The sequence below is a fragment of the Gloeomargarita sp. genome (genome assembly GCF_053491055.1).
In genome coordinates this window covers 26,958-51,806 of the sequence record NZ_JBRCEP010000021.1, presented here as the reverse complement: position 1 = coordinate 51,806, position 24,849 = coordinate 26,958, and the positions used below count along the sequence as shown (strand labels likewise).

Genomic DNA, 24,849 nt, shown 5'->3' with positions numbered 1-24,849 from the left:
CCAATTTGCAGAAGCTGGTTATCCTGCAGAAGCTTCCGAAATTGCTCCACTGCTTTTTGGGAACTGCCATTGGCTTGGGCTGTTACCCCCCAGGTAAAGTACATCAAGCTATCGGGGGGAATGGCCTCTTCGTAGCGAAAGCCTCCTTCTACAACTTTGTGCTCGCTGAGCTTAACTTTCACCTGCCGCCACAGGCTCATTTGAATAAGGGTGGCACAGTGCTGATCCGGCAAGACGATGACGCGGGTGATGCTGGAAGACTTGACAAAGTCTTGCCAGTTGGCCCACTTTTTCAGGCCATTTTTCAGGATGGCATCCTTGAGATAGATGGGCCGGTTTGTCTCCAAGTTGGTGCTATAGGGATCCGGCACCTGCAACTGCTGGCCACTTAGCCGCAGCCAGCGCTTGAGCAAGAGGGGGCAGCTAATCCAGACTACGCCGTGGCTGAGGGAAGCCACCGGCACCCACAAGAGGGATCCATCCCCAATCCAAATGGAGCCTTGGGTAAGCTGATCCCCTTCCCCAATTTCGTTGCCAAAGAGCTCGAACTTTAACTCTTTCTGGGCCACGCTGGCCCGCAATTTGCCGCGGATGGTGCTGGAAGGAATGTAGGGCAAGTTGGTGTGGGCTTCGCGGGCAATGCCCAAGAGGTTGCCTTCTTGGGTGGTGCCGCCGGTGTGCAATGGCGAGAGCAAGGTTAAATACACAATCTCCATCATTGAATCTCCTGAAATGGATTGGCCAACCAAAGCATTTCACTGTATCCCAGTTGCCGCCACCGATGTACTGGATTGGGCATACCATTGACTATTTCATTATCCTGCATCAAGGAAGTAGGGTATTCCAAGTAGTACACACTCCCTGGCGGTGCCGCAAATACTTGGGGTGCAGGTAAACTAAATATTTCTTGTTGTGTATTATTGAAGGCGCGCGTCCGACCATTGATTGGAATGGGTTTATCGGTAGCTACGCTGACCAATGGTCCTGGTAAAGCATTAGCATTGCCAGGATATACTAATTTCCACTCCCAAGGCCAAGCACGACACATAGAAACTCCATTAGTTTTACGAACAAATGCACCGGGGGTAACCAGATAGGCCAGGCATCTTTTTTGACTTTGAAAATTAGCTTGAGAAATCTTCTGTAATTCCTGCCACTGCCTAGCAATTTCTAAACAGGGGTTTACCAATACCTGATGTCCCTCTCCACCCAAACGTAGGTGTGTTCCTTCCGGTAAATTTAGAGGATGCCAGGTACGGGTTTGTTCATCCTGTATTTCTAGGGAAACAGCCAAACTCCATCCCCACTTGAGCCGGATAGAAATTTCTACAAAATAACCCCCCTCCTCTTTGACTTGCCGTTTTCCTACATGAAGGGTATTGTGAGGACGAACTTCTCTGTAAAAAGGTTCAAGAACCCCCTCACCTATAGATTCTTGTTCTCCCTTCAACAATTTAAGTATCTGGGTCGAAGAGAAATAGGTCGTACCTTGATCCTTGGTCGATCCGCTAGCATGATCCCGGCTGATCAAAGGTGCAGGTCGAGTCTGATCCCACTGGCATTTTCCATAGCTATCTTCCTTCGGCAACCAGGGAATCGGTACCATTGGAAAACCTTTATGAAGATGCAGGGGTTTAGGAAAATACAGTTGCTCGTCAAAGCACAAAAATGGACCCCGGATACGTAAGGTAACTCGTTCTTGTAAGTAGGTTTGAATCGCACCACTAATTACATGACCTGTAGGTGGAAAACGTCCACTCGCCCAAGCCCTCTCACCGGGAGTAAACGGCTTTGCATCCCGAAACATCAGGACATCAAGGGGTGTCAACGTGTACCACAAGCTAGCCATAAATCTCCTTGCAAATCACAGTTAGGCACAAAGGATGAAAGTAGTAGAAGAGAACATTTAATCACATGATAATTGCACAAAGCTGTCACCTCCCAAGTTTAATATAGCGGTTGCGCAAGTTAAAAGCAGCCAATTTTAACCAATTTTGAATTTGCCTGTCTCGTTGCCATGCTTGGGTATAATCCCAGAGGTGCTCCAGGAATGCACCGAGCTTTTGGCAGAAATCATCCTTTGCGTCTTTGTTGCCTTGAAATATATCCCGCCGTTCACAAAAAGTAATAACCCAACTTGAGATAGCCGCTTGTGTCGGGGCAGGATGTTGCTCCCATGTTTGTGCAGCTTGTTCAAACAGAGAACCTTCCTCCTCCTCTAAATTATATCTCTTCCAGTCAAAGTCTAAAATGTCTTTCCATTTATCAAATGTCTCAAATTTACTCGTAGCCTGTAGCTGATTACCATTGGCATAAAGTACCCGCACCTGCACGGCATCTTTTTTATTGCCCCGCTCGTCTATATGTTGCTTGGCTTGTTTTTCTGCTTCCCAAAGATTCTCTAAAGCAATCGCCAATGGTACGGATTGATGCGCAATCACAACACCAAAACTGATGGTTGCTGTTGAACCCATTGTGAATAAGGGACGCTTACTCAACCCCTTGGGCAATGTTGACTTATTCCATTGCCAGTAATTGCCCCGATTCTCGAATTCTCCCGCAGGGTCATTCTGTCCGCGAAAACACTGACGAATGTCCCACAACCACTCATCCCATTCCCATAAATTAGTGTAAGCTAAAACGTCATCCCCACCGCCATAAATCAAACGACCTGCATAACGTTGTTCCGTCAAATAAGGCACAAGTTGATTGGAAAAATCCAATAGCGCCCGGCTCAAAGCACTGTGGGTAGATGGCCCCATGCGTTTCTTTATTTCTTGATCTTTAACAAACTCACTAAATTGAGATCGAACCTCTTTAAGTTCTTGGGCATCACGCACATGACCAATTTGTTGTTCATACCCATCAGCCAGATTTTTTAGGGGTGTGGGCAAGTAGTCATAGTATCGCTTCATTTTTTTACCCTTGAGCCAATCGCCCATACCATCGCCATCTCCTGCTGCTAGCACATACCAATTTGACGGGTTGACGCCGGGATAAAACTTCTTCAAAATTTGATTAATTTCGTACTGATACTTCCTTCCATCATCCGCAACCTTATCCCTAGGAGCATCTTCTACTAACCAACCAGCATTTAACAAACGGGGGTGATACTGAAATTCTTGCTGATTTTCATCGGCCCAAGGAATTCCCCATTTATTGCACATATCCTGAATAACCTCATTGACCCAGGGATGCTGTTGTTGAATCGCTCTACAAGCACGTTCAAAATGTTCCCTCTCTCTGGGTCCATGCGTTTTAAGGTAACCGGCGACACCACCAGTTAAATCGGGATAGGACGCAGCAATTTTCTCCTCTCCACAACCAGGAAAAAGCTCTGGCAAAATTTTATGTAGAACCCGCTTTACAGTTTCAGTAGCATTGAGCTGTTCTCGGCCATCAAAAAGTCCTGCACTTCGCGCCCACAGACGCTTGCTTTCTCCCTCCGTAAGCCGTTGATTTCTCGTAGAGGGATGCACTACCGAGCCGATACCAGAGATGGTACTACGAGGACCAAAAGCTACAGGTAGCTGCCAATCACGAGCATTCTTACAGGCGGCTTGTACCTTGCGGGTTTCATCCACCACTGCTGCCCACCAAGAACCGATATTCACGCCAGGCTTATGTTGCCGACGTTCTTTAGTCTTAGGATCAATGAAACTCGCACGCAAAAATGCCAGCTCTTGATCCACAAATAATCGCTGTTTATCAGTCAAGTGATAGGTTTGATTCTGGGCCCTTACCCATTGATCCTCATCAATCGACTTTTGAGAACGTAGAATGCCTGTATCTTTCAATGAACAGTCAGGATGACCCAAGGGAACTGCCGCCCAGTAATGTTGCCATTGATGTTCTAGCCAACCTTGCCACGTTAGGTCATACTCATCTAGGTCACGCATCCAGTGTCGCTCCGTTTGTAAAAATCTAAGTACCTTTTCAGCTAAATGTAACCACTCTTCCCGTAACGTTTGCTGAGCCATCTGCATAGCGGCTTTAACTTTGTCCTTTGGCAACAATACCATGATCACATTCGGAAACCCCGCTGTTAGCAATTTTTCCGCCAATGGTTTTTCAACCCAGTCTGCAAAATCTGAGTATTTTTCTAATAACCAATAATCAATCAGAGGTTGAGCATATAAACTGGGATAAAGTAAGCAGTCCGGCCCGTATTTCAGGGCTAATTTCCAACAAATTTTAGCTGATAGGTAATGCAATAACCAAGACCCGGCCCAGAAGTCCCGCATTTTACGACTAGCTTTGATAATTTCTTGGATCGGGCTAAAGGTAAATGTAGCCAGATAGGGACGGGTTTTCTGTGGCTCCGTATATCCTGCTAAACATCCCGCCAGCGCCGAGGTAATACTTGCATGACTCCAAATGGAGGCATCCGGTAAACGAGTTTCCGCAGGCATGAGCATCAAACTATCATCATTAAACTTTCGACAGATTGCCTCTGGGAAGCATCGCCAGAACCACCAAAATACTTTTTGAAAATCGTCAGATGCTTTAATCGAATCAGGAATAACTGACTCTTCGCAGTCTCGTAAATACTCTGCTCGGTTCCCAGCTATCTGTAAGCTGTAATGCTCATCATCTTGCAATTCCCAGAAAATTGTCTCCGCTGATAATAAATGAGTGATTTCCAGTCCGGTGCCAAGCGTCAAACCCCGGTCAATAGTTTGGTAATCAATGGCAACAGGCAAATTGCCAATAGCTGAGCGGTCACTGGCAGATGCAATCAAATCCGCATCACCAATATATTTCTGATAATCAGAAGCACCATCCGATTTGGGAGAAACCCAATCCTGCATAACCTGTAATAACGGCCAAACTCCTTCCCTTGCCCGACCCGAAACATCATGTAGCGCTTTCAAGGCTGGGTCGTGTAGTAACCCCCAGATTTTAGCCTGCCAGTAGTGCTTTTGAGTCATGGCTCCTCCTCCTTCCAGTGAATTTTAGGTTAACATCTGTTGGAATTAACCACTTCCAATTCGGGCAATTGGGTTAGAGAGGGAAAAAGGGATTGTAAAGTGGGTATTAACTCATTAAGGGCAAATCTCTCTAGAACCTGACTATCAAGCGGAGATTCATTCATTTGTACGTGGGCAATATCATTGCGATAGTCACCCAAGCGGCTCCAGAAATCCACAAGAGTCTTAACGTCTGTAATATGAGTTGTAATTGTTAGATTTGACCCTGGATGATCCTTTCCAAATCTAATAGCGTTAAGTTGGTTCTCAATCTGTTCACGATGCTCACGTTTGCGATAATCTTCTCGTCCATCTAGTAAACATAAGGCAGAAACTACCCACTCACGCGCCATCAAGAGTGCATGAATTGTAAATTGCTTTTCTACGTACCATTGCAAAAGTAAAAACTGCTTGTATATTTGTTCCATGGCACTGGCGTTGGCATGAGATAGAGCAAGTGGTATATAGCTCTGACGTACCTGTTCTAACATTAGACCAAATGGCTTAGAAAACACCCCAATTTCTTGTTCGAGTTCTGGCGTAGAATGCTTTATCAATTTTGGTAAATCTTCTCGGAGCAAATGTACAGGTCTTATCAATTCAATAGAGCGAGAAACATCTTGAATCGCTCGACCAAAATTTTGTAGTTTGGTCGGTTTATGTACATCTTTTATCAATTTTTGTGAACGATAAAAATCCTGGTGTACTGTTCGTAATAAACCTCCTAGCTCGACCGCTGAACCAGTCGAGATGAATTTATCCGTTGCAGTCAGCCAGTCTATCAGTCGCACTGCTGGAGTCAAGTCAATGATTGGAGTTTCTATCTCGTTTTTCTGATACATACCATAGTATAACCCCTGGATTTCTACCTGTTTTGCTTTGCGAAGTAACAAGGCAGCTAATAATACGAATAGAGGAATTGAACGAAACGCATGGGTAATGTCAAAAATCACTTGAGAGTTGGCAGGTACCGTGTCTACTAAAGCATCAAAAATTTGCCAAGTTTCTGTCTCATTTTTGCCATCTGGTATATCCCTTTTCGTAATGCTAATAACAGGCTCAAGACTATGAAAGCGCTCTTGTAATTTCTCCCAGTGTTTCGCACAGGCTTGTTCGGTCATCAGAAAAACTACTTGATCCACGTTTTTTATACAAGCGATTGCTTCTGCCACATAGCAAGTTCTGTAACAGCTCTGATCGGAGAAGCAATAGGTTGTCTCTGTGTATTCTGTATTTCCAATTGTGGTAATTAATGTCGTCATTATCTACCTCTTTTTATTGTTATTGATAAAAGCTCAATTCCTTTTGGGCTTCAGCACGCATCTGTGCCCGTAATTTTAAGGGAGCAATTACTTCGCCATTGGGTCGCCAATCCCGCAAACGCATGATTAAATCAGTATCACCCAGCCGCACCTGAGCTTGGTAGTAGGCATCGTTAGGGGAACGCTGTTGTAAAATCTGTTGAATTTGTTGCTGGTCTGGATGATTACGAATCAATTGCGGAATTCTTTGGTAAGAAACTCTCTGAAATGTTGGGTGTCGTTCCGTTCCATCAATATAGCGACGGGCAAACTCTGGGTCAAATCGTAAAATCATCAAAGCTTTTTCTAGATAAAAGTCCGTCCCCCATGCTTCATGCCATGCCATTTGTACTTGTTCTGGTGTGGGTAGTTTCTTGCGCTTCCTTAGATTTAATAAATCCGGCATGATTCTCACATCTGACCAGTCTAGAACCTTAAACTTTTTAGAAATAATCCGGTCAAGACGGAAGTTATACCAACCGCAAGACTGATTTGGTGTTTGACCATAGGCGCTCAAGTATTTGGCTCTGCGGGCATAAAATAAACAGACCGGGTAGGTAATCATTGATTGCTGACCATGGTAGCGGGTATTGTAGATAAATTCTATAGGATTAGTCTCTGGTTGGGACCATATCTCATTCAGTTGGTACTGGAGGTCATCTACCTGGTCTTGAGTGTTCGGTGAAAAGATAAAATCTAGGTGAATAAAAGTACGTTGCTCTTGGTAGCTGTTCTCCTGTAAATTGGCAAGTAATAAGGATATGCGAGGGTCAATAAAGGCAATATCATTTAACATATTAAGGCTGTAAATTAGAGATAACGCTTCGGCATGATGCCCAGCAGGTGGTTGGGGTAAATGATCCAAGGGCAAGCGCATAAATTTGGCATTGGGGAGGGACCTGAGCCAACCACTTTCTACCAAATGAGGTAGGGTTTTGCGGAGGGTTCGATGGGAGTGATTAAAGGGTCTTTCGGCGAGATAGACTTCCCAAGTCGGTTCGGGTACGGCTAGAGCATTTCGCAGTTCATCGGCAATCGGTTCCACCCAGGAGCTTAATGGGATATGACAAATACATTCTGGGTCAGGACAGAGAATTTTTTGCCCATGACTTGGGTCTTGGCGAGGATGGGCAGGTGACAATAACCGATCTCGAATATCGGTATAGGTAAACGCTTCAGGTAAATCACTCCAACCCTCGTCATCGTCATAAAGTTTGTGCAAAAGCACCCATAGCCGTACAGAAAAGCTCAATCGCTCGGCCAAGCGATGACCTGATAACCAATCTAAAATAGAAACGCTTAAGGGTAAATCAAATTCCATCAGTGCAACCCCTTATCGAGCTTGTCAATCACAAAAGTTTCATGTTCAAAATGCCCAAAGATGCGTTTTGCATCCAAGTCACTCCAGGCATCGCATTCATGGGTTGAGGGTGGACAGGGATTTCCCTTAAGTGCTTTGAAATCTAGGAATTTGGGGTTATCATTTTGGTTTCCTTCCAAACAGCGACTTAGTTGATCCAGGCGTTCGTTAATAATCCTCTTCCGGTCTGGCGATAAGGAAGCAAATGTTTTTTGGAAGGTTTCTGAATAACGGATTTTTGGGCTCAGAGGTTCGAGCAACTGTTCACTGTAATAGTCATCTTTGCAACGGTTCCAGAGTAATCTACCCCACTCAGAAAGTCCGACTTCATCCCCAACTTGATAAAGCAATGTTTCAGGAATGGCACGACACATTTCTAAGGGCAGAGTTTCACCTTGTGCTAGACGACGAAAGATAGATAGATTTTCACGAATAATGCCCTCTGGGTCAAGTTTCACGGGCAGGCGGGGAATCCGCAACAATTCGCTGGAGTTTTGAAAAATATACACACATTCATCGGCGTAAAACATTCCCATCGCCTGGAGAAAACCATTCACACTTTTGAACCCGCCTGTGAGATTAAACACAATTTTATAATTACTTTTTCGGTACCCTGGCAAGGTGTTTTCTGCCCACTCGACCAACTCACTCATTGCCAAACGAAACTTATCTGCACTACGCACATTTAAGTCTTGTGAGACGTTGGCAATTTGGACGCAACACCCATGTTGTTCTAACCAGGATTGAATAATGCCCGCCGTCTTTTGCCCTTGATAGGTGGCAGTTGCTAATAAAAAATGTATGTCTGTTTTGGGAGGAATCTGCCCCTGATAATAACTTAAAATGCCATTTAACTCGGCACTCCATTTGCGCACTTTGGCAATATCAGCTTGCAGGATTTCTGACCGTCGCTGATCAATGTATTGTTCTAAAATTAACTTTTGTTCTGAGGTTAAGTCTTGCTCTCGACTATCTGCGGTTTCATTGAGGAGTGTTTTTATATCACCATCGGCTTGATTGGTCAGCGTGCTGGTGCCGCAGGGGGAAACCATCACCGTAGCAAACATCGTTCACCTACCTTTTGGGTTATATCATCATAACCAGAGTAGCCAGGGTTGGAACTTTATCCTTCCAGAAAACTTTATGATTCCCCCTAGATTAGATATTTGGTAATGATGATGTCTTTGCCTACGGTGTGTTTCCACTGGCGCCCGGAGGTGACCCAAACGGGTTTGGCGTGTCAGGTGGTGGAGATTGAGTTGTTACGACCGGATCGGCTGATGTTTCCGCAGGATTTGCCTGCGTTGCGTCTGCCGTCTGAGTTGGACCCCCAAAAAGGGGTGATTCTCACGGGACGTGCCCCCATCTGGTTGTACGGTTGGCTGGTTCATGCCTGCCATTATACGCGCTGGGTGGCCTGTTATGACCCGCGTCTGGGGGCAGTGGTTGTCAGTACACACCACCCGGAGGTGCGGCTAGGGGAGGTACTGCATCTCCAATCTCAAGGAAAACGGGCGCGGCTGGCGGCAGCGGTGATGGTCGTGGGTCCCCCCCACAGCGGCAAAAGTCTCCTGAGTTATGTCCTGTTTCAAGCCCTGTTGCCTACTTGTCCGGATGTGTACCTGCAACGGGCGCACTGGGATGGGGAGGGCAATTGGTTCCTGGAAATCCCGGACAACCGGCAAGGTCAGGTGCTCAAACAACAGCATCGGGGGGCACAAACACAGGAGTTTTTCCCGTTTCAGGCCCAGGCAATCCTCAATCTGCGGCGGCAAAAACAGTTGGTGATTGTGGATGTGGGGGGTAAGGTTGACCCGGCTAAACAACCGATTCTGGAAGCCTGCACCCACTACCTGGTAGTAAGTCGGGAACCGCACGCTGTTCCCATGTGGCATGAATTCTGTGCAGAACGGGGCAATTTACAACTGCTGGGCATTGTCCATACTTACCCGGGCAAAGGTCAACAGGTGCGCCAGGAACTTCCCTATCTAGAGATGGCATTGGGTATGCCCCCTGATTCGGCACCGCCCCTTTTGGTTAACCTGTTCCGTAACCTCGCTCTGCCTACGAATTAGAAGGGTGTATTTCCAATTAGAGGTACAAGAAGATTGTCCTTTAGGTAAGGAGCAAATACAAATGAATCTAGTAGCAAAGGCGGGGTTATGGAGCGGTGGGCTTCTGTTAACCCTGTGGACAAGACAGGTGGTGTTTGGGCTATTGCCGGCGGTAGTTCTCTGGCAGCAGCGGCAATGGCAACAAATTCACCATATTCTTGAGCAAGAAATTGCTCAAAGATCGGGAAGCAATCAGCATTTGATGACACAATTGGCTGACCAAATTCACGGGCTACAAACCCAAGTGAATGATTTAACTGCCAATGGTCACAGCTCTGCGGCAATTCGGCAATATACTGTCCCAATCATTCAACAAATTCACCTGCTGCAGCAGCGGTTGCGCCACATGGAAGTGGGAACCATGCCCCAAGTGCAACAGTTAAATGACCGAGTGATGCAATTGCAAACTCAGGTGGATATGTTGGCGCAGGGGATGATTCCTCGCCAAGGGGTGGGCGTATTCATTGACGGAGCCAATCTCCACGCCAGCGCCCGGCAGATGGGGGTGGAGTTGGATTACGCACAACTGATTCCCCGCCTATTGCCCAAGGATATGCCCGCCCAGGCAATTCATTTCTACAGCGGTTATGACCCGAACAATCTGCAACAACGGCGTTTGCATCGGGATTTACGCCACATGGGCGTGCAACTGCATCTGAAAGCGGTGACGCAATTTGCCAACGGCGCCACCAAGGCCAATTTGGATGGGCAGATGATTGTGGATTTATTAACCAATCCCTTTGCCCATGTGATTCTGATGAGTGGGGATGGGGACTTTGTGCCTGCTTTGGATTATTTGCACCGACAAGGGGTGCAGGTCACGGTGGCGGCCTTTGGCAAGAATACCAATCAAGAATTGCAGCAAAAATTCCCCTTTCGGGATTTGGCCAGATATTGCACAACTGCTGGTAAAGTAATTTCCTTACCGGCCAAACAAACGTGCTCATTGATGAGGGGGTGAGAATGCTCGGTACTCGTTTTGCCCAAGCCTTGGTTTACGCCCATGAATTGCATCAAAACCAGGTGCGAAAAGGTACTTCTATTCCCTACATCAGCCATCTGATGGCGGTGAGTGCGCTGGCTCTTGAACATGGGGCGAATGAAGACCAGGCGATTGCCGCTCTTTTGCACGACAGTTTAGAAGATGCGCCTCAATACAGTGGTCGCTCCCGGCAGGTGATTGAACGGGAAATTGCCGCCCAATTTGGGACGCACGTATTACACATGATCCTAAACTGCACCGATACGCATGGTGAGGGGCAAAAAGCAGATTGGTGGCAAAGAAAAAAAGCTTATCTCCAACATTTAGAGGCGGTTGATGAGGCGGTTTTGCTCATCGCCAATGCAGATAAATTGCACAATGCCCAATGTATTTGGCGGGATTATCAGCAGTTGGGAGAAGCACTTTGGGCACGCTTTACGGCTGGCAAAGAAGGTACGTTGTGGTATTACCAAAATTTGGCCGAGCTTTTTAACCGTCGTCGCCCGTCCCCCTTGGCGAGGGATTTGCAAACAGTCGTGAATTGGTTGACTGATGCTGCAACGCCGTAAGTGCAATCAATAGGAACATTCTGGGCCGATACCAACGGTAAAACTAATCCGTCAAAAACTGCTTGAGACTGGGTTCTGCCAGCAGAGGCTTGGTGGCAGCAATCAATTTGGCGCCCCACAAATTCTCGATCAAAAAGGAGATTTTCGCATAACGACGGTCAATTCTCAGCGCCTCTTCCGCCATCTGTATAGCCTTTTTCTTTTGCCCCTGCATATAGTGTAAAACGGCCAGCGCCAGCATGGGTTCGGCGGCTTTGGGGTCAATTTTCAAAGAGGCTTGCCAATGACGGCGGGCTGACTCCCGATCCCCCATCTCAAAATTCACTAGACCGATATTGTTAATCGCCGGCCAGAATTTTTTATCCTGAGCAATGGCTTTTTGATACTGGGCAATCGCCTGGGGATATTGATTGAGTTTCAAATAGGTGTTGCCTAGGTTGAATAGCCCTTCCACGTTATCTGGTTTGATGGCTAGACCCGCCTGCAGATAGCGCAAGGCCTGGGAATAGTTATCCTGCCGCAACGCCAGCGAACCCAAAGTGAACAAAATAGCAGGGTTATCTGGGGCAATTCTGTAGGCTTCCTGGAGCGCGGTCGTGGCCATTTTTAGATTGTCTTGGCGGAGATATAACTGCGCCAGAATCACCCAGGGTTCAAAGCGATTGGGAGCCAGTTGGGTGGCCAGCCGGGCATTGGCAATCGCCCGTTTCCCATCTAAAACCTGCACTTCACTCAACACCCCGACTTCCCGCGCCAAGTCCACCCCTTGCGCTTCCAACTGCTCAGGACGCAATTCCAGTACGTAGGGCACCATCGCCTGCCCCGGCCCGCTCCCAAGGCAAAGACTTAGCCCCAACACCCAACCCCAGAGGGATTTACCTGTTTGCTCCATCGTCAACCGCCCTTTGCGTTTACCAGTCCTGACTCCCCTCAATTGTAATGCCTATCTCAAAACTGGGTCAGGAACCGCAAATCGCTCGTGTAAAACCGGCGAATGTCATCAATTTCGTGAAAGATCATGGCCAACCGCTCAATCCCCAACCCGGCGGCAAAACCGGTGTACTGCTCCGGGTCGTACCCCACCGTGCGCAGGACATTGGGATGCACCATGCCACAACCGAGCACCTCCAACCACCGCCCCCGCCACTGCAAATCCACCTCCGCCGAAGGCTCGGTAAACGGAAAATAACTCGCCCGAAACCGCACGGGGATATCCCCAAACAAGGCACGCACAAAGGCAATCAGCGTCCCCTTCAAATCGGTAAACCGCAAACCCCGCTCAACCGCCAGAATTTCTACCTGATGGAACATGGCCGAATGGGTGGCATCCACCGCATCCCGCCGATAGACCCGCCCCGGCACCACAATCCGCACAGGTGGCTGATGGACTTCCATGTACCGAATTTGTACTGTTGATGTATGGGTGCGCAACAACCGGCCATCGGGCAAATAATAGGTGTCTTGCATATCCCGCGCCGGGTGGTCGGGCAGGAAATTCAAAGCGGCAAAGTTGTAATAATCGGTTTCCACCTCCGGCCCCTGCACCACCTGGTAGCCCAAACCGACAAAAACCGCCAGCACCCGCTGGATCATGGCTTGTAGGGGATGGGCACGACCAGGGGCATAGCCCCACCCCGGCATGGTCACATCCAAAGTCTCCGCCTGCAAACGGGCCTGGAGTTGGGCTGCTTGGACGGCGGTGACCCGTTGCGTCAAAGCTTCCTGCAGCCGGTCTTTTACCTGGTTGGCCAAAGCGCCTATTTGCGGACGTTCCGCCGGTGGCAGTTGGCCCATGCCCCGCAAAATCTGGGACAGTTCCCCCTTTTTGCCCAGATAGTTCACCCGCAGTTGCTCCAAAGCCGCCAAAGACGTGGCTGCCCCAATCGCCGCCAGTCCCTGCGCTTCCAACCGCTGTAACGCCTGCGCCAAATCCGCCAACGCTGCCATCAGCCCTGCTTCCCCCTATTCAGCCTGTCGCCGCAGTAGTTGGACGCAACCATATCGCCAATAGTTCTGGTAACGATACAAGCCCCAGGTTAGCAAAGGTGTCAGCAAACAGGATACCCCAAAAAGGACCACCACCAGGGATAAATCCACCCGCAGAAATTCCCCGGCAATACGTACCCAATCATGATCCAATACCTCGCCTTTGCCTAGCGCATACAAGGCGCGCATCTGGGGGTCAAACAACAACTGCCGCACAAAATTCAGGTCGTAAAACCACATAAAAAATCCCAAAACTCCATAGAGCGTCTGCTCGCCCGGTTGTTGGCAACCCCAGCCGGTCATAGAGCGGTACAAAAAAATACCGATGAACAACAACTCGCAGCCATGCCCCATCGCCAAAAAAAATAATTGATTGACCCTGGTAAAGTACATCCCTGTATAAAGCAACGCACCACTAATAATCACCATCACGGTCAAATGATTGCGGCGGAAATAATACAGCAACCCGCCCAAGCCGCTGTAAATGAGTACGGGGATCAACGCCCACCGTTCTTGTAACTGCAAGGTGATGCCCCCGCCATGAATGAAATCGAAAGCCGGAAAGGAAGGATAACCCATCAGCCACCCCGCCAGCGTATGCCCCAATTCGTGAATGATGATCACCAGGTAGCTCAAAACAAACCGGGATAGGGACGGCCAGCACAGCCCCAAGCCAACGATAGCCCCAATCCACAGGCTGTTTTTTGCACGGGCATCAAGGGTACACAGCGGAATTTCCAGGGGAGCAGAAGACCTTTTCGGTCGGCGATTCGACATAGGAATACGCTGCAATGTATCCCCTAGCAAAAAATCGGTTTCCCAGGTGTTTGTTCCAGTGTGAACACACAGTTGGATGGGGGTTGCGCGGGGCAGTTTATAGCGGCACAATTCCTGGTCAATTTGCTTGACCAAAAGGTGAAAGGGCGGCAACGGGTTCCCTTGGATGGCAATGCGGTAATGATCGCCTGGGCGCGTAACGGTGACGTGCACCTCGTGCTCAGGCCATAGCCGCTCAATCACAGTGGCAATGGCGGCGGTTTCTCCCTGTTGTACCCGTTGCCAAAGCGGAGCAGGGGACATGGTGGGTCAGGGGGTTTTTTGCAATTCCGGGCGTTCTTCCGGCACAATGGCGCCCTCGACGGGGCAGACTTGCAAACAGATGCCACAGTCAATGCAAATGCTGAAATCAATCCAGTACCAATCTGTGCCTTTGGCGTTTTTGCCAGGGCCAGGGTGAATGCAGGCCACAGGACAGGCGGCGACACAATCGGCCACCCCTTCGCATACATCGGTCACAATGGTATGAGCCATAGCGCCACGTTGCCAGATAGATGCACCGGCGTCCCTTTCCAGGGTAGCATGGGCAAGAGGTTATGCCAGGGGTTGCTGCTGTAGGCGCTCGTAAACCCACCGGCTTAGGTCCGGCAACAGGGCTGCATTCCGGCTGTGGCGTTCCCCGACGGTAAAGACCACCAGGAGATAGGCTTGGTCATCCCCCCATTCCACGTAGGCGCAGTCGTGGCGGACTTGGCTGGTGTGACCGGCCTTGGACCACAGGCGCACCTCCGGCGGCAATCCTTCCCCCAAAAAACCCTGGATTTGGTTGTTGGGGTCGTTTTGGTAGTCGGCAGGCGCCAGGGAACGGCGGCACAAATCCAACATCTGCTGGGAACGGCGGGGGGAGACGGCAATGCCGCCCAAGATGCTGTGGAATAGACGGGCAGTAGCCAGCGGGTTGAGGCGGTTGCGGTTTTCCCCTTGGGGGCCTAAAAAAGCGCGCTCCCGACCGTAGGGGCCATCACACCAGGTTTTTTGGTTGATGTTGATGCCGCTGAATTCCGGCCATTGCCAGGACTGGAAATAACGGTTGACCAAATTGCGCTGGTATTGCCAGGTGCTAAACGGGCCGGGGGCCAAATCGGGGCCGCTGGTGGTGCCGGTAAGGACATCGACGATGTAGCTGGTGGCATCGTTGCTGGAATGGCGAATCATATCGTGCAGGGCGCGGTCGAGTTCCGGTTCCGGGCGAATCATGCCCTGCTCTAGCCATTCGTGGGCAGCCACCAGGTAAAACAATTTCACGATGCTGGCAGGATAAACGTTGACTTCGCCCCGGTGACTCCAGCCCCAGGGCCGCTGTTGCCAGAAGGTTTGTGGGTCTAGGGCGCCACCGGTATTTACCCGCACACCGCCGCCATAGACCAGCCACACGATGCCAATGTCGGTTGGGTCACACTGGTGGCGGCTCTGGAGTTCCTCAAGCAGGGTTTCTCCCCACCGGCTTAGGGTGGGATGGGGTTGGTAAAACGGCATGGGGCGTACAATAAACAGGAATCCCTGAAGGTTTATCTTCTCATCCCAGGATGCGCCGTGCCACCTTTAGCCCTGCGGAACGGCGCCAACGGTGGGGGTTGCTCGCCCTGATGGTTGCTCCCCTCCTTGGTGCTGTCTTGTACAACCAGGGGTGGCCCCTTCCGAGGTTGCACTGCTGGTTTTACCAGGTCACGGGCGTTCCCTGTCCGAGCTGCGGGCTGACCCGTTCCTTTATGGCGATGGCGCGGGGGGACCTGCGGCGGGCGGTGCAATTCCATGCCTTTGGGCCGCTGCTGTACGTGGCTTTTCTCCTGTGGGGCCTGCACCTGGTGGCCGAATTGCTCACCAATCGGCCCTGGCCGTTGCCCTACCGGCGCTGGTGGGCGCAGGGGCGTTGGCAGTGGGGAATGGTGGGCCTGTTTTTGGGGTATTACCTGGTGCGGCTGGTGGTGTGGTACCAGCGGGGCGAATTGCCGGGCCGGGTGGTCTGGTGAGGCCAAGGGGAACCTATCATAGAAAAATTCAAGGGGAACTTCGCGGCAAGCCATTTATGGTCGGTCGGCAACGGTGGGTGATGCTTTTGGTCATCGGGTTGGTGTTGGTGGCCGTCTTGGTCATCACCCGTATCCCGGTGCGGTTGGGGCTGGATTTGCAGGGGGGGGCGCAGTTGACGCTCCAGGTGAAAACCACCCCCCAGGTGAAACACATTACCCCCGCCGTCCTCGAGGCGGTGCAACGGGTGGTCGAAGGCCGGATCAATGGGTTGGGGGTTTCGGAGGCGGTGGTGCAGACGGTGGGCAATGACCAGTTGCTGGTGCAACTCCCTGGCGTCAATGACCCGCAGCAGGCAGAGCGGGTGTTGGGGGGAACGGCACAGTTGGAATTTCGCCGCCAAAAGCCGGGCACGGACGTCCAACAAATCCAACGACTGTACCTGGTGCGCGAACAACTGTTGGCGCTGCGCAAACAACCCAACAGCGGGGCCGACCCCCAACAGCTCCAGAAGGATTTACAGCAAACCGAGGCCGCCCTGGCCGCTTTTTATGAACCGACGGGCTTGACCGGCAAAAATCTCAAGGATGCGGTGGCCCAGCCCTTGCCGGCGGGCAATCAGTGGCAGGTGGCGATCCGCTTTGACGCCGAAGGGGGGAAAAAATTTGCCGAATTGACCCAATCCATCGCCGGTACCGGGCGCACGCTGGGCATTTTTTTGGATAACACCTTGATTAGTTTTCCCACCGTGGGTGCGGAATTTGCGGCGGCGGGGATCACAGGGGGCGCGGCGGTGATCACGGGCAATTTTACCGCCGAATCGGCCAACGATTTGGCGGTGCAGTTGCGGGGGGGGGCGCTGCCTGTGCCGGTGGAAATTGTGGAAAACCGCACGGTCGGGGCCACCTTGGGGCAAGACAGCATCCAGCGGAGTTACTGGGCATTTGCAGGGGGGATGGTACTGGTTTTGGCCTTTATGGTGTTTTACTATCGGTTGCCGGGGTTGATTGCCGATTTATCGTTGCTGATTTATGCCCTGTTGACCTACGCGGCGTTTGTGCTGTTGGGGGTGACGTTGACCTTGCCGGGCATTGCCGGTTTTATTCTCAGTATCGGTATGGCGGTAGATGCCAACATTCTCATCTTTGAGCGCACCCGCGAGGAATTGCAAGCGGGCAAAAGCCTGTATCGCGCCGTGGAGGCCGGATTTTATCGGGCGTTTAGCAGTATTTTGGATGGGAATGTCACCACCTTGATTGCCTGTGCGGCGCTGTTTTGGTTGGGAACGGGTTTGGTGAAAGGGTTTGCCCTGACGTTGGGGTTGGGGGTGGCCGTCAGTATGTTCACGGCGCTGACCTGTAGCCGCACGTTTCTACTCTTGGCGCTGACGATTCCGGCGCTGCGACGGGTGGAATTTTACGTCCCCAAATCGGTGCTCGCCAAAGGATAACGCTGCCTAGGGCCGCAACCGCCGGCGGCCAGGCCGCTGTTTGCGCACGACCTCGACCAATTCCAGGGTGTGGCCATCCCTACCCCGCAACCAATACCGCAGGGGATGCTCCTGGAGAATTTCGCCCGGCAGAGCACGCATCTGCGCCCGCAGCCACAACCAATCCAGACAATCCCGGTCGAAACCCACCAGCCGTACCTGCCCTTGCGCCCCCGGCCGCGCGCCCCCAATTAGGTGCAACTGGGTATTTTTCCGCAATTGATACCAAAAACCGGCTGGCGGTGTTCCCCCCGGTCGCTGGGGAGAAATCAAGGGGTCGGTCAGCCCCAGGGCCTGTTCGTAGTGGTGGTAGTAATGGAGGGGCACTTCCGCGCGCGGCAATCCCAAATCCACTTCGCACAGGGCACGGGCGGCTTCCAGGTCGGAAGTCATCAGCGTATAAACTTTGGGGGCACTCCGCAAAAACAGCCACAAGGCGGTGGCATACCCCACCAACAGTAGAACCATCACCCCCTGGGGCGACACCAGACCCTCAGGCAACCATTCCCAAGCCAAAACCATTACGGGGAGGGCGACGGCAACGTGGGATGCTCCCGGGTGAGGGTGACTTCCTTGACTTCCCCCGGTGCGCCGAGGGGTTGGGGGGGACCGTCATTGACCCGTACCTGCACTTTGCCGGCATTGCCAGCGGCCAAGACCAGGGTTTTCTTCGCCGTCCAAGTTTCCTTGGCACCGGGATTCAACATCCCCTCAAACACCACCTGCCCGTCGGCCACCACCTGCAACCAGGACTGGCCGGTCAAGGTCACCTGCACCCGCAATTCCGATGGTGCGGCCGGGCGGGCCTGAGGAGATGGCGAAACGGCTACCGGCGCAGAAGGAGTGGCCGGAGTCGGGGTAACGGCAGTGGGAGTGGGTTGCGGCGACGGGGAATTGGACTTGCCCAACACATAAGAAAGCACGGCAATCGCCCCCAAAATTAGGGCAAAGTAGGTGATGTACAAGTGGAAGGGGCGCAACGGACTCCCCGTCTGGGCCGGCAGGGTGGGGGGCTGGGTGACCGGCGGGGCTAAATCCAATTCCCGTAAATCCAGCGCCTCGCTCAGTTGCAACACATTGGCGTATTGCCGCAAAAAACCCTGCACATAGATTGGCTCCGGCAATTCCCGCACCTGGCCTTCCTCAATGGCACGCAACAGCCGGGTTTGAATCCGGGTGCGGGCAGCAATGTCTTCCAAGCTCAGGTGCTTTTCCTCCCGTACCTGCCGCAGGTATTGGCCGATTTCTCGCAAACGCGCCACCTGGGTGGCACTGTAGGTACTTGTGGACATTGCCCTCAAACCATCACGACATGGCTGTATCGCTCTTTTATTTATTGTGATTTACTGTGAATCTTTTTGTCTCCGCCGGGGTGCCGTGATGCAGTCGGCGGACGACCATCTGACAAAACCGGCGTTCTTGGGGGGTAAGCGGGCGCAAATGGCCGACGGGTAAATCCCCCAGTTGGATGGCGCCAATGGCCTGCCGATGCAGCCGCAATACCGGATAACCCAATTGGGCGGCCACGCGACGAATTTGCCGGTTGCGTCCCTCCCGCAACTGGATTTCCAAGAGCGTTTTTTGGGGCGTGGCCTGGAGCACCCGCACCCGCGCAGGTAAGGTGCGCTGCCCGTCAAGGGGCACCCCCTGCCGCCACTGGGCCAGCACCTCGGCAGGCGGCTGTCCCTGTACCCACACCCGGTAGGTCTTCCACACCGCATGGCGGGGATGGGTCAACGCCAGCGTCAGTTCTCCATCGTTGGTCAAAAGCAAGGCCCCGCTACTGTCGCAATCCAGGCGACCGACGGGATAAAGCGGAGGCCAGTCAGGGGGCAAAAAATCCCGCACCGTCCGTCGGCCTTGGGGGTCGGCACAGGTACTCACCACACCAAGGGGTTTGTGGAATAGGTAATACCGCAACGGCGGGGCTGGGGGTAAGGGTCGCCCGCCAATGGTGATGTGGTCCACCTGGGGGTCACATTTTTGCCCCACCTGGGCTGGCCGACCGTTAACCCACACCTGCCCCGCCCGGATGAGTGCCTCTGCCTGCCGCCGGGCCGCTACCCCCCGGTGCGCCAAAATTTTCTGCAACCGCTCCATCCCCTAGGCCAACCCCAAATCCATCAGGATGTCCTGGGCATGGGTTTCGGCTTTGACATTGGTGTACACCCGCTCGATCGTGCCTTCCGGGCTGATCACATAGGTGATCCGGCGGCTGTAGCCCCCCCCATCCACGTCGTAGGCCTTGGTAATGGCCCCGTCCGTGTCCACCAGCAGCGGAAAGGGCAATTGGTACTTTTGGGCAAACGCCTGATGGCTGGCCTGGTCGTCGCGACTCACCCCCAAAACCACGATGCCCTTTTCCTGGTAGGTGGCATAGCGGTCCCGAAACCCACAGGCTTCCTTAGTACAGCCCGGCGTATCGTCCTTGGGATAAAAATACAAGACCACCCGCTTACCGGCAAAATCCGCCAGGGACACCGGGCGGCCCTGGGTATCAATCGTCTGGAAGGCCGGGGCAACCGTGCCAGGAGTCAGAGCCATCACACACCTCACAACATCCGCCATCGCTATTGTAGCCGCTGGCTCCCTGCTTGCCTGGGCAAAGGCCGCAACAACCGCGCTGGCATCGGGGTTGGCGGTTCTGGGCACCCCAGGGCTAATGATTACGATTCTTAATTCCAAGCCCAACATTAAAATAACTTTAAAGATGCTAATCACTGGCATGTACGACTTTTGTCCTAGCGATTTTCCGCTCCATGTCGTGCTGGTGCAGCCGCAAATCCCCCCCAACACCGGCAATATCGCCCGCACCTGTGCTGCAACCCGAACACCATTACATCTGATTGGCCCCCTGGGATTTGAACTGAGCGACCGCTATTTGAAACGGGCGGGCCTGGATTACTGGCCCTATGTGATCTGGCGCGTTTACACCGATTGGTCCGAGTTTATCTGCACTCATACTCAGTCCCTGGGCCGCTGGTTGGCCTTCAGTCCGCGCGGGCAGGTCTGCCTGTGGGACTTTGCCTTTCAACCGGGAGATTGGCTGTTTTTTGGCAGCGAAACCACGGGGCTGCCGGAGGTTTGCCTCCAGGCCTGTCATGCACAATTATTTATCCCCATGGTGGAAGCTAGGGTGCGGAGTCTGAACCTGTCCGTGAGTGTGGCCGTTGCCCTGTTTGAAGCCCGGCGACAATTAGCACAATAGGGGACATTGAGTGTGTTTTCGGGAATACATATAAGTTTTAATTAATTATTTTTTCCGGTGAGGACGGTAGGATCGCCCTTTGCAGTCATAACGATTTATCATCAGGGCTTTACCCCGGCTGGGGGGGCGCGGCTAAATACTGGACTAGAGCAGCTTGGATATGGTTCCGGGTCTGCGATGCGTGGTTGAGGGGTGATGCGGGTGTTGGGTAATCACCGGCACGCAGCAAGCCCTAGACAGGTTCGCTCCTTGTGTTTTCCTCACACCCGTTGACAGGAGGTGGCTCGTGCAACAGCATGATTTCGCCAGTTTGGTTTGGCAACCCGTACAGGTTTCGCAACGGTTCACGGCTACGGTTTCGGGCGGTTCCCCCCGTCTCGCGGCTAGGCCCACGGTGATGACGGGGCTGGCGGCAGTAGGGGCTTTGGCGAGTGTGGGTTCGGGGATGGCGATGGCCACCACCCCAGCGGCAGAGGTGGGGGCTACCCCGGCGGAAACGGTGGTGGCTGAGATGGCCGACGGCCTGGTGGTGGAACACCGGGTGCAGGCGGGGGAAACCCTGTGGCAGTTGGCCCATCTGTACCAGGTGACGGTAGAAGCTATTGCCCAGGCCAATGGGTTGCGCCCGGATGCGGTGTTGGCGGTGGGGCAGGTGTTGAAAATTCCCCCGCGTTCGCCGGAGGCCGCCCCCAAGCGGGTGGAAAATTTGTTGGCGCGGGTGCGGCAACAGGCCTTGCTCCGGGAAGGTCGTTTACCGGCGGATGCGATGGCCATGATGGCGCCGCCGACGTTGGTTGCGCATGGGGCACAGGAGGTACTGCCGTCGACGCCGACGACAACCTATCGGGTGCAACCGGGGGACACCTTGACGGGGATTGCCCGCCGGTTTGGGGTGTCGTTGGGTGAATTGGTGCGTCTGAATCGGTTGGCCGACCCGGATTTCCTGGCGGTGGGGCAAATCCTCCAGGTGCCAGGAGCCAGCGATAGCCCCGTGCGTAACTTGGCGCCACGTCCTGTTCCCCAGGTGTTGACACGGTTGACCGCGCCGCGGTTGCCTGCGGTGAAACCGCCCCAGGTGAATCCCCTGCTGGGGACGGACGCCCTGGGGGAATTGCGGCCTGCGCCCCAGGTGAACACGGACCAACTGCGACGCCAGACCAGCGTGCAGGATTTGGCGGCGATTTTGCCCCAGGTGTTTCCGCCGGTTTTGGGCGAGGGCGCTTATGGCGCCATGCAGGCGTTAAGTTTGCCGCCGCTGGGGGACGCAGAGACCTTTTTGCCCAAGGACCCCACCTTCTTCAAGGGCTACATCTGGCCGGCGCGCGGGGTGCTGACCTCTGGGTTTGGCCCCCGCTGGGGACGGATGCACCAGGGGATTGACATTGCTGGGCCTGTGGGAACGCCGGTGGTGGCCGCAGCAGCAGGGACAGTGATTTTTGCCGGTTGGAATTCCGGTGGCTACGGCAACCTGGTAAAAATCTGGCATGACAACGGCAGTATCACCTACTACGCCCACAACAGCCGCATCCTGGTGCGGGAAAACCAACAGGTGGAACAGGGGCAACTGATTGCGGAAATGGGCAGCACCGGCTTTAGCACGGGGCCGCACGTCCATTTTGAAATCCGTAAACGGGGCCAGGGGCCGGTCAATCCGCTGGCGTTCCTGCCAGCACGGCGTTAAGCGTCACTGCACCGCAGGATTGCTTGGTAGCCCCCCTACTTTAATACGGGAAAGTAAGCAGAACCTTAAGGAACCGTGTAGGGGCGTCTTGACAACGCCTTTGCGCGTCCGTTTGTGGACTAAGCATCCCCCGGCTTTAGGCGGTGGGAGTGTCACGTAGCGGCATGGCTCCTGCCGGGGCGGCTAGGTTGGGCAAGGTAGGGGCTATCCCCACCTGGCAAAGGGCGCTAAAATGCTTACAATCTGAAGCATTCGTAATATAAATTTACCCTTGTTGACGATTGCTCTGCGCCACGGGAGGTGCCATGTCCACAACGCTTGTTTCCCCTTGGCAGACCTGGCTCCAGCGCCGGGTGTTGTTGGGTTGGGAGCCGACCCCGGAATTGCTGAGTATTTTGCTGGTGTATTTTGTCCAGGGGGTGATCGGCCTGGCCCGCCTGGCGGTGAGTTTTTTCCTCAAGGATGAATTGGGGTTGTCGCCGGCGATGGTGGCGGCGTTGACCGGGATTGCGGCGCTGCCTTGGATGGTCAAACCGCTCTTTGGGTTTATGGCCGATGGCCTGCCCCTGTGGGGCTACCGCCGACGTTCCTATCTGCTCCTGTCGGGAGTGTTGGGGGCGGCGGCTTGGGGCTGGCTGGCGCTTGGCGTGCACCGTCCCTGGCAGGCGGTGGTGGCGATGACGCTGGCTTCTTTGGCGACGGCGATGGGGGATGTGATTGCGGATTCGTTGGTGGTGGAGCGGGTGCGGGGGGCGACGCAAAGCCAGACGGGTTCGCTGCAATCCCTGTGTTGGGGAACCAGCGCGGTGGGCGGGCTGGTGACGGCCTATTTCAGCGGGGCATTGCTGGAGCATTTGGGTACGCGGGCGGTGTTTGGGATTACGGCGCTCTTTCCGGTGCTGGTGAGTCTGGGGGCGTTGGGGGTGCACGAGCAGCCAGTGCGGAACCGGCGGGGGGTCACGGCAGGTCTGGTGTCCCAGGTGCGGCAGGTGTGGCAGGCGATGAACCAGCGGGCGATTTTACTGCCGACGGTCTTTTTGTTTCTCTGGCAGGCGACGCCTACGGCGGATACGGCATTTTTCTTTTTTGTGACGAATGAATTGCAATTTCCGCCGGAATTTTTGGGGCGGGTGCGGCTGGTAACCAGTGTGGCGGCCTTGGTGGGGGTGTGGGTGTTTCAGCGGTATTTGCGGGAGGTGCCGATCCGCCGCATGTTGTTGTGGACGACGGTGCTCTCTAGTGGCTTGGGTTTGACCAGTTTGCTGTTGGTGACCCACACCAATCGCCTGTTGGGGATTCCCGACCGCTGGTTTAGCCTCGGAGACAGTGCGATTTTGACGGTGATGGGGGAATTGGCGTTTATGCCGGTGTTGGTGTTGGCGGCGCGTCTGTGTCCGCCGGGGATTGAGGCCACTTTGTTTGCCCTGCTGATGTCGGTGCTGAATCTGGCGGGGGGGGTGGCGCACGAATTGGGGGCGTTGTTGACCCATCTGCTGGGCATTACCGAAACCCAGTTTGACCGGCTGTGGCTGTTGATTACCCTGACCAATCTGAGTAACCTGTTGCCGTTGCCGCTGCTCCATTGGTTGCCGGAACATACGGCCAGCAGTACGCCGGGGATGAATTTGCCGCCTGCGGTCGTTCCCGATGCCGTTGTGTTGGGGGATTTAGCACCAGGATTACATTTCGAGGCGGTGGAGGTGGAATCTTAATTTCTGTCTGGGCTGCAAGTCACAAGACGATTTCTTTTTTGCGCGGTGGGCTGAGATTCTCAGTGAGTGATTGCGTTTATCAATTTTAGGACTTTGCGGGTTTGGGCCAAAATCTGCATCAGCAAATGCCACACGTTGAGGTACCGGTCATCACTGTATCCCCTTCCAAGAAAGGGTTTACAGGTAAAGGTGAAGGTCGCAAACGTGTTGGAAATGACTATAGCTAAGCATGCAAAGGTTGACATGACATAGGCCGCTGGGCGTAGCCCCACAATGGCGTAGCCGTGAATCTTAAGGCGACAACCTTAACCTACCTAGCTATATATAACAAAAGGTTTTCTCATTGAGCACTTTGCCTGACTCGAATTTAGGAACTTTTGTGGCAGAATTCAACACGACTGCTCTTCTATAGCTAAGCATACAAAGGTTGACATGATATGGGTCGCTGGGCGTAACCCCACAATGGCGTAGCCGTGAATCTTAAGGCAACAACCTTAACCTACCTAGCTATATAACAAAAATTTTCTCATCCATCATTTTATTGCCTGACTTAATTCATAAACTTTTGTTGAAGAGTTCAACACTGCTGGTTTGCGATACATTTATCACTCAAGAAATTTTTTGTTTTAATCTCATAACATCAATTTGATTTTGTATCATATCTGTAGCGCA

At 52.9% G+C, this 24,849-nt stretch carries 22 protein-coding genes and 1 pseudogene; 8 read left to right on the top strand and 15 right to left on the bottom strand.

Features of this window, described 5'->3' with window-relative positions; translation table 11 throughout:
• From cmr4 to ACWISF_RS02265, 6 genes are all read right to left on the bottom strand, one after another.
• On the bottom strand, positions 1–716 hold a 716-nt coding region (gene cmr4 / locus ACWISF_RS02290), incomplete at its 3' end, for a type III-B CRISPR module RAMP protein Cmr4 (protein WP_448379972.1).
• On the bottom strand, positions 716–1,849 hold the full coding sequence (locus ACWISF_RS02285) for a type III-B CRISPR module-associated Cmr3 family protein (RefSeq protein ID WP_448379971.1): 1,134 nt from the start codon (positions 1,847–1,849) through the stop codon (positions 716–718). The genes ACWISF_RS02285 and cmr4, both read right to left, overlap by 1 nt.
• 85 nt (positions 1,850–1,934) lie before the next feature.
• Positions 1,935–4,931 carry a type III-B CRISPR-associated protein Cas10/Cmr2 gene (gene cas10, locus ACWISF_RS02280; RefSeq protein ID WP_448379970.1) on the bottom strand — a complete coding sequence of 999 codons (2,997 nt, stop codon included), beginning with the start codon at positions 4,929–4,931 and terminating at the stop codon, positions 1,935–1,937.
• Positions 4,932–4,960: 29 nt separating this feature from the next.
• Complete coding sequence (gene csx2, locus ACWISF_RS02275; RefSeq protein ID WP_448379969.1) at positions 4,961–6,091, bottom strand: TIGR02221 family CRISPR-associated protein; 1,131 nt, start codon at positions 6,089–6,091, stop codon at positions 4,961–4,963.
• Between the two features lie 160 nt (positions 6,092–6,251).
• Positions 6,252–7,592 carry a TIGR03985 family CRISPR-associated protein gene (locus ACWISF_RS02270; RefSeq protein WP_448379968.1) on the bottom strand — a complete coding sequence of 447 codons (1,341 nt, stop codon included), beginning with the start codon at positions 7,590–7,592 and terminating at the stop codon, positions 6,252–6,254.
• Positions 7,592–8,698 (bottom strand): putative CRISPR-associated protein, encoded by a 1,107-nt coding sequence (locus ACWISF_RS02265; RefSeq protein WP_448379967.1) that lies wholly within the window; start codon positions 8,696–8,698, stop codon positions 7,592–7,594. The genes ACWISF_RS02270 and ACWISF_RS02265 overlap by 1 nt, the downstream gene beginning before the upstream one ends.
• A 111-nt stretch (positions 8,699–8,809) precedes the next feature.
• Here ACWISF_RS02265 and crn3 point away from each other — a divergent pair, with 111 nt between their 5' ends.
• The 3 genes from crn3 (at position 8,810) to ACWISF_RS02250 (ending at position 11,296) form a co-directional block, all read left to right on the top strand.
• Positions 8,810–9,706 (top strand): CRISPR-associated ring nuclease Crn3/Csx3, encoded by an 897-nt coding sequence (crn3, locus tag ACWISF_RS02260; RefSeq protein WP_448379966.1) that lies wholly within the window; start codon positions 8,810–8,812, stop codon positions 9,704–9,706.
• Between the two features lie 61 nt (positions 9,707–9,767).
• Positions 9,768–10,706 (top strand): LabA-like NYN domain-containing protein, encoded by a 939-nt coding sequence (locus ACWISF_RS02255; RefSeq protein WP_448379965.1) that lies wholly within the window; start codon positions 9,768–9,770, stop codon positions 10,704–10,706.
• Between the two features lie 2 nt (positions 10,707–10,708).
• Positions 10,709–11,296 carry an HD domain-containing protein gene (locus ACWISF_RS02250; RefSeq protein WP_448379964.1) on the top strand — a complete coding sequence of 196 codons (588 nt, stop codon included), beginning with the start codon at positions 10,709–10,711 and terminating at the stop codon, positions 11,294–11,296.
• A gap of 43 nt (positions 11,297–11,339) precedes the next feature.
• Here ACWISF_RS02250 and ACWISF_RS02245 read toward each other — a convergent pair whose 3' ends face one another.
• The 5 genes from ACWISF_RS02245 to ACWISF_RS02225 are packed head-to-tail and all read right to left on the bottom strand — an operon-like array spanning position 11,340 to position 15,595.
• On the bottom strand, positions 11,340–12,188 hold the full coding sequence (locus tag ACWISF_RS02245) for a tetratricopeptide repeat protein (RefSeq protein WP_448379963.1): 849 nt from the start codon (positions 12,186–12,188) through the stop codon (positions 11,340–11,342).
• Between the two features lie 56 nt (positions 12,189–12,244).
• Complete coding sequence (gene pheS, locus ACWISF_RS02240; RefSeq protein ID WP_448379962.1) at positions 12,245–13,243, bottom strand: phenylalanine--tRNA ligase subunit alpha; 999 nt, start codon at positions 13,241–13,243, stop codon at positions 12,245–12,247.
• 15 nt (positions 13,244–13,258) lie between these two features.
• Positions 13,259–14,362: a hypothetical protein gene (locus tag ACWISF_RS02235; RefSeq protein WP_448379961.1), complete on the bottom strand. Its 1,104-nt coding sequence runs from the start codon at positions 14,360–14,362 to the stop codon at positions 13,259–13,261.
• 6 nt (positions 14,363–14,368) lie between these two features.
• Positions 14,369–14,593, bottom strand: coding sequence for an indolepyruvate ferredoxin oxidoreductase subunit alpha (locus tag ACWISF_RS02230; RefSeq protein WP_448379960.1), 225 nt, complete (start codon positions 14,591–14,593; stop codon positions 14,369–14,371).
• A gap of 60 nt (positions 14,594–14,653) precedes the next feature.
• Positions 14,654–15,595: a serine hydrolase gene (locus ACWISF_RS02225; protein ID WP_448379959.1), complete on the bottom strand. Its 942-nt coding sequence runs from the start codon at positions 15,593–15,595 to the stop codon at positions 14,654–14,656.
• Between the two features lie 50 nt (positions 15,596–15,645).
• Between ACWISF_RS02225 and ACWISF_RS02220 the strand changes: the two genes are divergently transcribed.
• Together ACWISF_RS02220 and secD are read left to right on the top strand one after the other, a co-directional pair.
• Positions 15,646–16,089 carry a DUF2752 domain-containing protein gene (locus ACWISF_RS02220; protein ID WP_448379958.1) on the top strand — a complete coding sequence of 148 codons (444 nt, stop codon included), beginning with the start codon at positions 15,646–15,648 and terminating at the stop codon, positions 16,087–16,089.
• 56 nt (positions 16,090–16,145) lie between these two features.
• Entirely contained in the window at positions 16,146–17,537 is a 1,392-nt protein-coding gene (secD, locus tag ACWISF_RS02215; protein WP_448379957.1) for a protein translocase subunit SecD, read from the top strand.
• 6 nt (positions 17,538–17,543) lie between these two features.
• Here the strand turns inward: secD and ACWISF_RS02210 are convergent, their stop codons facing one another.
• Genes ACWISF_RS02210 through ACWISF_RS02195 form a run of 4 tightly spaced genes read right to left on the bottom strand, consistent with a single transcriptional unit; the run spans position 17,544 to position 20,120 of the window.
• Positions 17,544–18,098: a VOC family protein gene (locus ACWISF_RS02210; protein ID WP_448379956.1), complete on the bottom strand. Its 555-nt coding sequence runs from the start codon at positions 18,096–18,098 to the stop codon at positions 17,544–17,546.
• The gene (locus ACWISF_RS02205; RefSeq protein WP_448379955.1) at positions 18,098–18,868 is read right to left on the bottom strand and encodes a helix-turn-helix domain-containing protein; all 771 of its coding nucleotides are present in this window, start codon (positions 18,866–18,868) and stop codon (positions 18,098–18,100) included. Before ACWISF_RS02205 ends, ACWISF_RS02210 begins: the two co-directional genes overlap by 1 nt.
• Before the next feature lie 37 nt (positions 18,869–18,905).
• Entirely contained in the window at positions 18,906–19,676 is a 771-nt protein-coding gene (locus tag ACWISF_RS02200) for a pseudouridine synthase (protein WP_448379954.1), read from the bottom strand.
• A gap of 3 nt (positions 19,677–19,679) precedes the next feature.
• The gene (locus ACWISF_RS02195) at positions 19,680–20,120 is read right to left on the bottom strand and encodes a peroxiredoxin (protein ID WP_448379953.1); all 441 of its coding nucleotides are present in this window, start codon (positions 20,118–20,120) and stop codon (positions 19,680–19,682) included.
• Between the two features lie 181 nt (positions 20,121–20,301).
• Here ACWISF_RS02195 and ACWISF_RS02190 point away from each other — a divergent pair, with 181 nt between their 5' ends.
• From ACWISF_RS02190 to ACWISF_RS02180, 3 genes and pseudogenes are all read left to right on the top strand, one after another.
• Complete coding sequence (locus tag ACWISF_RS02190) at positions 20,302–20,784, top strand: tRNA (cytidine(34)-2'-O)-methyltransferase (protein WP_448379976.1); 483 nt, start codon at positions 20,302–20,304, stop codon at positions 20,782–20,784.
• 1,243 nt (positions 20,785–22,027) lie between these two features.
• Positions 22,028–22,465 (top strand): annotated as a pseudogene (locus tag ACWISF_RS02185) (M23 family metallopeptidase); the annotation flags it as partial.
• Positions 22,466–22,770: 305 nt separating this feature from the next.
• Positions 22,771–24,177, top strand: a complete 1,407-nt coding sequence (locus ACWISF_RS02180) for a folate/biopterin family MFS transporter (protein ID WP_448379952.1) — start codon at positions 22,771–22,773, stop codon at positions 24,175–24,177.
• Positions 24,178–24,849 lie beyond the last annotated feature (672 nt).

What these genes read in the sequence shown, in the direction of transcription:
- ACWISF_RS02285 (WP_448379971.1), bottom strand. Translation starts at nt 1,849, where the DNA reads ATGGCTAGCTTGTGGTACACGTTGACACCCCTTGATGTCCTGATGTTT.
- cas10 (WP_448379970.1), bottom strand. Translation starts at nt 4,931, where the DNA reads ATGACTCAAAAGCACTACTGGCAGGCTAAAATCTGGGGGTTACTACAC.
- csx2 (WP_448379969.1), bottom strand. Translation starts at nt 6,091, where the DNA reads ATGACCGAACAAGCCTGTGCGAAACACTGGGAGAAATTACAAGAGCGC.
- ACWISF_RS02270 (WP_448379968.1), bottom strand. Translation starts at nt 7,592, where the DNA reads ATGGAATTTGATTTACCCTTAAGCGTTTCTATTTTAGATTGGTTATCA.
- ACWISF_RS02265 (WP_448379967.1), bottom strand. Translation starts at nt 8,698, where the DNA reads ATGTTTGCTACGGTGATGGTTTCCCCCTGCGGCACCAGCACGCTGACC.
- crn3 (WP_448379966.1), top strand. Translation starts at nt 8,810, where the DNA reads ATGTCTTTGCCTACGGTGTGTTTCCACTGGCGCCCGGAGGTGACCCAA.
- ACWISF_RS02255 (WP_448379965.1), top strand. Translation starts at nt 9,768, where the DNA reads ATGAATCTAGTAGCAAAGGCGGGGTTATGGAGCGGTGGGCTTCTGTTA.
- ACWISF_RS02250 (WP_448379964.1), top strand. Translation starts at nt 10,709, where the DNA reads ATGCTCGGTACTCGTTTTGCCCAAGCCTTGGTTTACGCCCATGAATTG.
- ACWISF_RS02245 (WP_448379963.1), bottom strand. Translation starts at nt 12,188, where the DNA reads ATGGAGCAAACAGGTAAATCCCTCTGGGGTTGGGTGTTGGGGCTAAGT.
- pheS (WP_448379962.1), bottom strand. Translation starts at nt 13,243, where the DNA reads ATGGCAGCGTTGGCGGATTTGGCGCAGGCGTTACAGCGGTTGGAAGCG.
- ACWISF_RS02235 (WP_448379961.1), bottom strand. Translation starts at nt 14,362, where the DNA reads ATGTCCCCTGCTCCGCTTTGGCAACGGGTACAACAGGGAGAAACCGCC.
- ACWISF_RS02230 (WP_448379960.1), bottom strand. Translation starts at nt 14,593, where the DNA reads ATGGCTCATACCATTGTGACCGATGTATGCGAAGGGGTGGCCGATTGT.
- ACWISF_RS02225 (WP_448379959.1), bottom strand. Translation starts at nt 15,595, where the DNA reads ATGCCGTTTTACCAACCCCATCCCACCCTAAGCCGGTGGGGAGAAACC.
- ACWISF_RS02220 (WP_448379958.1), top strand. Translation starts at nt 15,646, where the DNA reads ATGCGCCGTGCCACCTTTAGCCCTGCGGAACGGCGCCAACGGTGGGGG.
- secD (WP_448379957.1), top strand. Translation starts at nt 16,146, where the DNA reads ATGGTCGGTCGGCAACGGTGGGTGATGCTTTTGGTCATCGGGTTGGTG.
- ACWISF_RS02210 (WP_448379956.1), bottom strand. Translation starts at nt 18,098, where the DNA reads ATGGTTTTGGCTTGGGAATGGTTGCCTGAGGGTCTGGTGTCGCCCCAG.
- ACWISF_RS02205 (WP_448379955.1), bottom strand. Translation starts at nt 18,868, where the DNA reads ATGTCCACAAGTACCTACAGTGCCACCCAGGTGGCGCGTTTGCGAGAA.
- ACWISF_RS02200 (WP_448379954.1), bottom strand. Translation starts at nt 19,676, where the DNA reads ATGGAGCGGTTGCAGAAAATTTTGGCGCACCGGGGGGTAGCGGCCCGG.
- ACWISF_RS02195 (WP_448379953.1), bottom strand. Translation starts at nt 20,120, where the DNA reads ATGGCTCTGACTCCTGGCACGGTTGCCCCGGCCTTCCAGACGATTGAT.
- ACWISF_RS02190 (WP_448379976.1), top strand. Translation starts at nt 20,302, where the DNA reads ATGTACGACTTTTGTCCTAGCGATTTTCCGCTCCATGTCGTGCTGGTG.
- ACWISF_RS02180 (WP_448379952.1), top strand. Translation starts at nt 22,771, where the DNA reads ATGTCCACAACGCTTGTTTCCCCTTGGCAGACCTGGCTCCAGCGCCGG.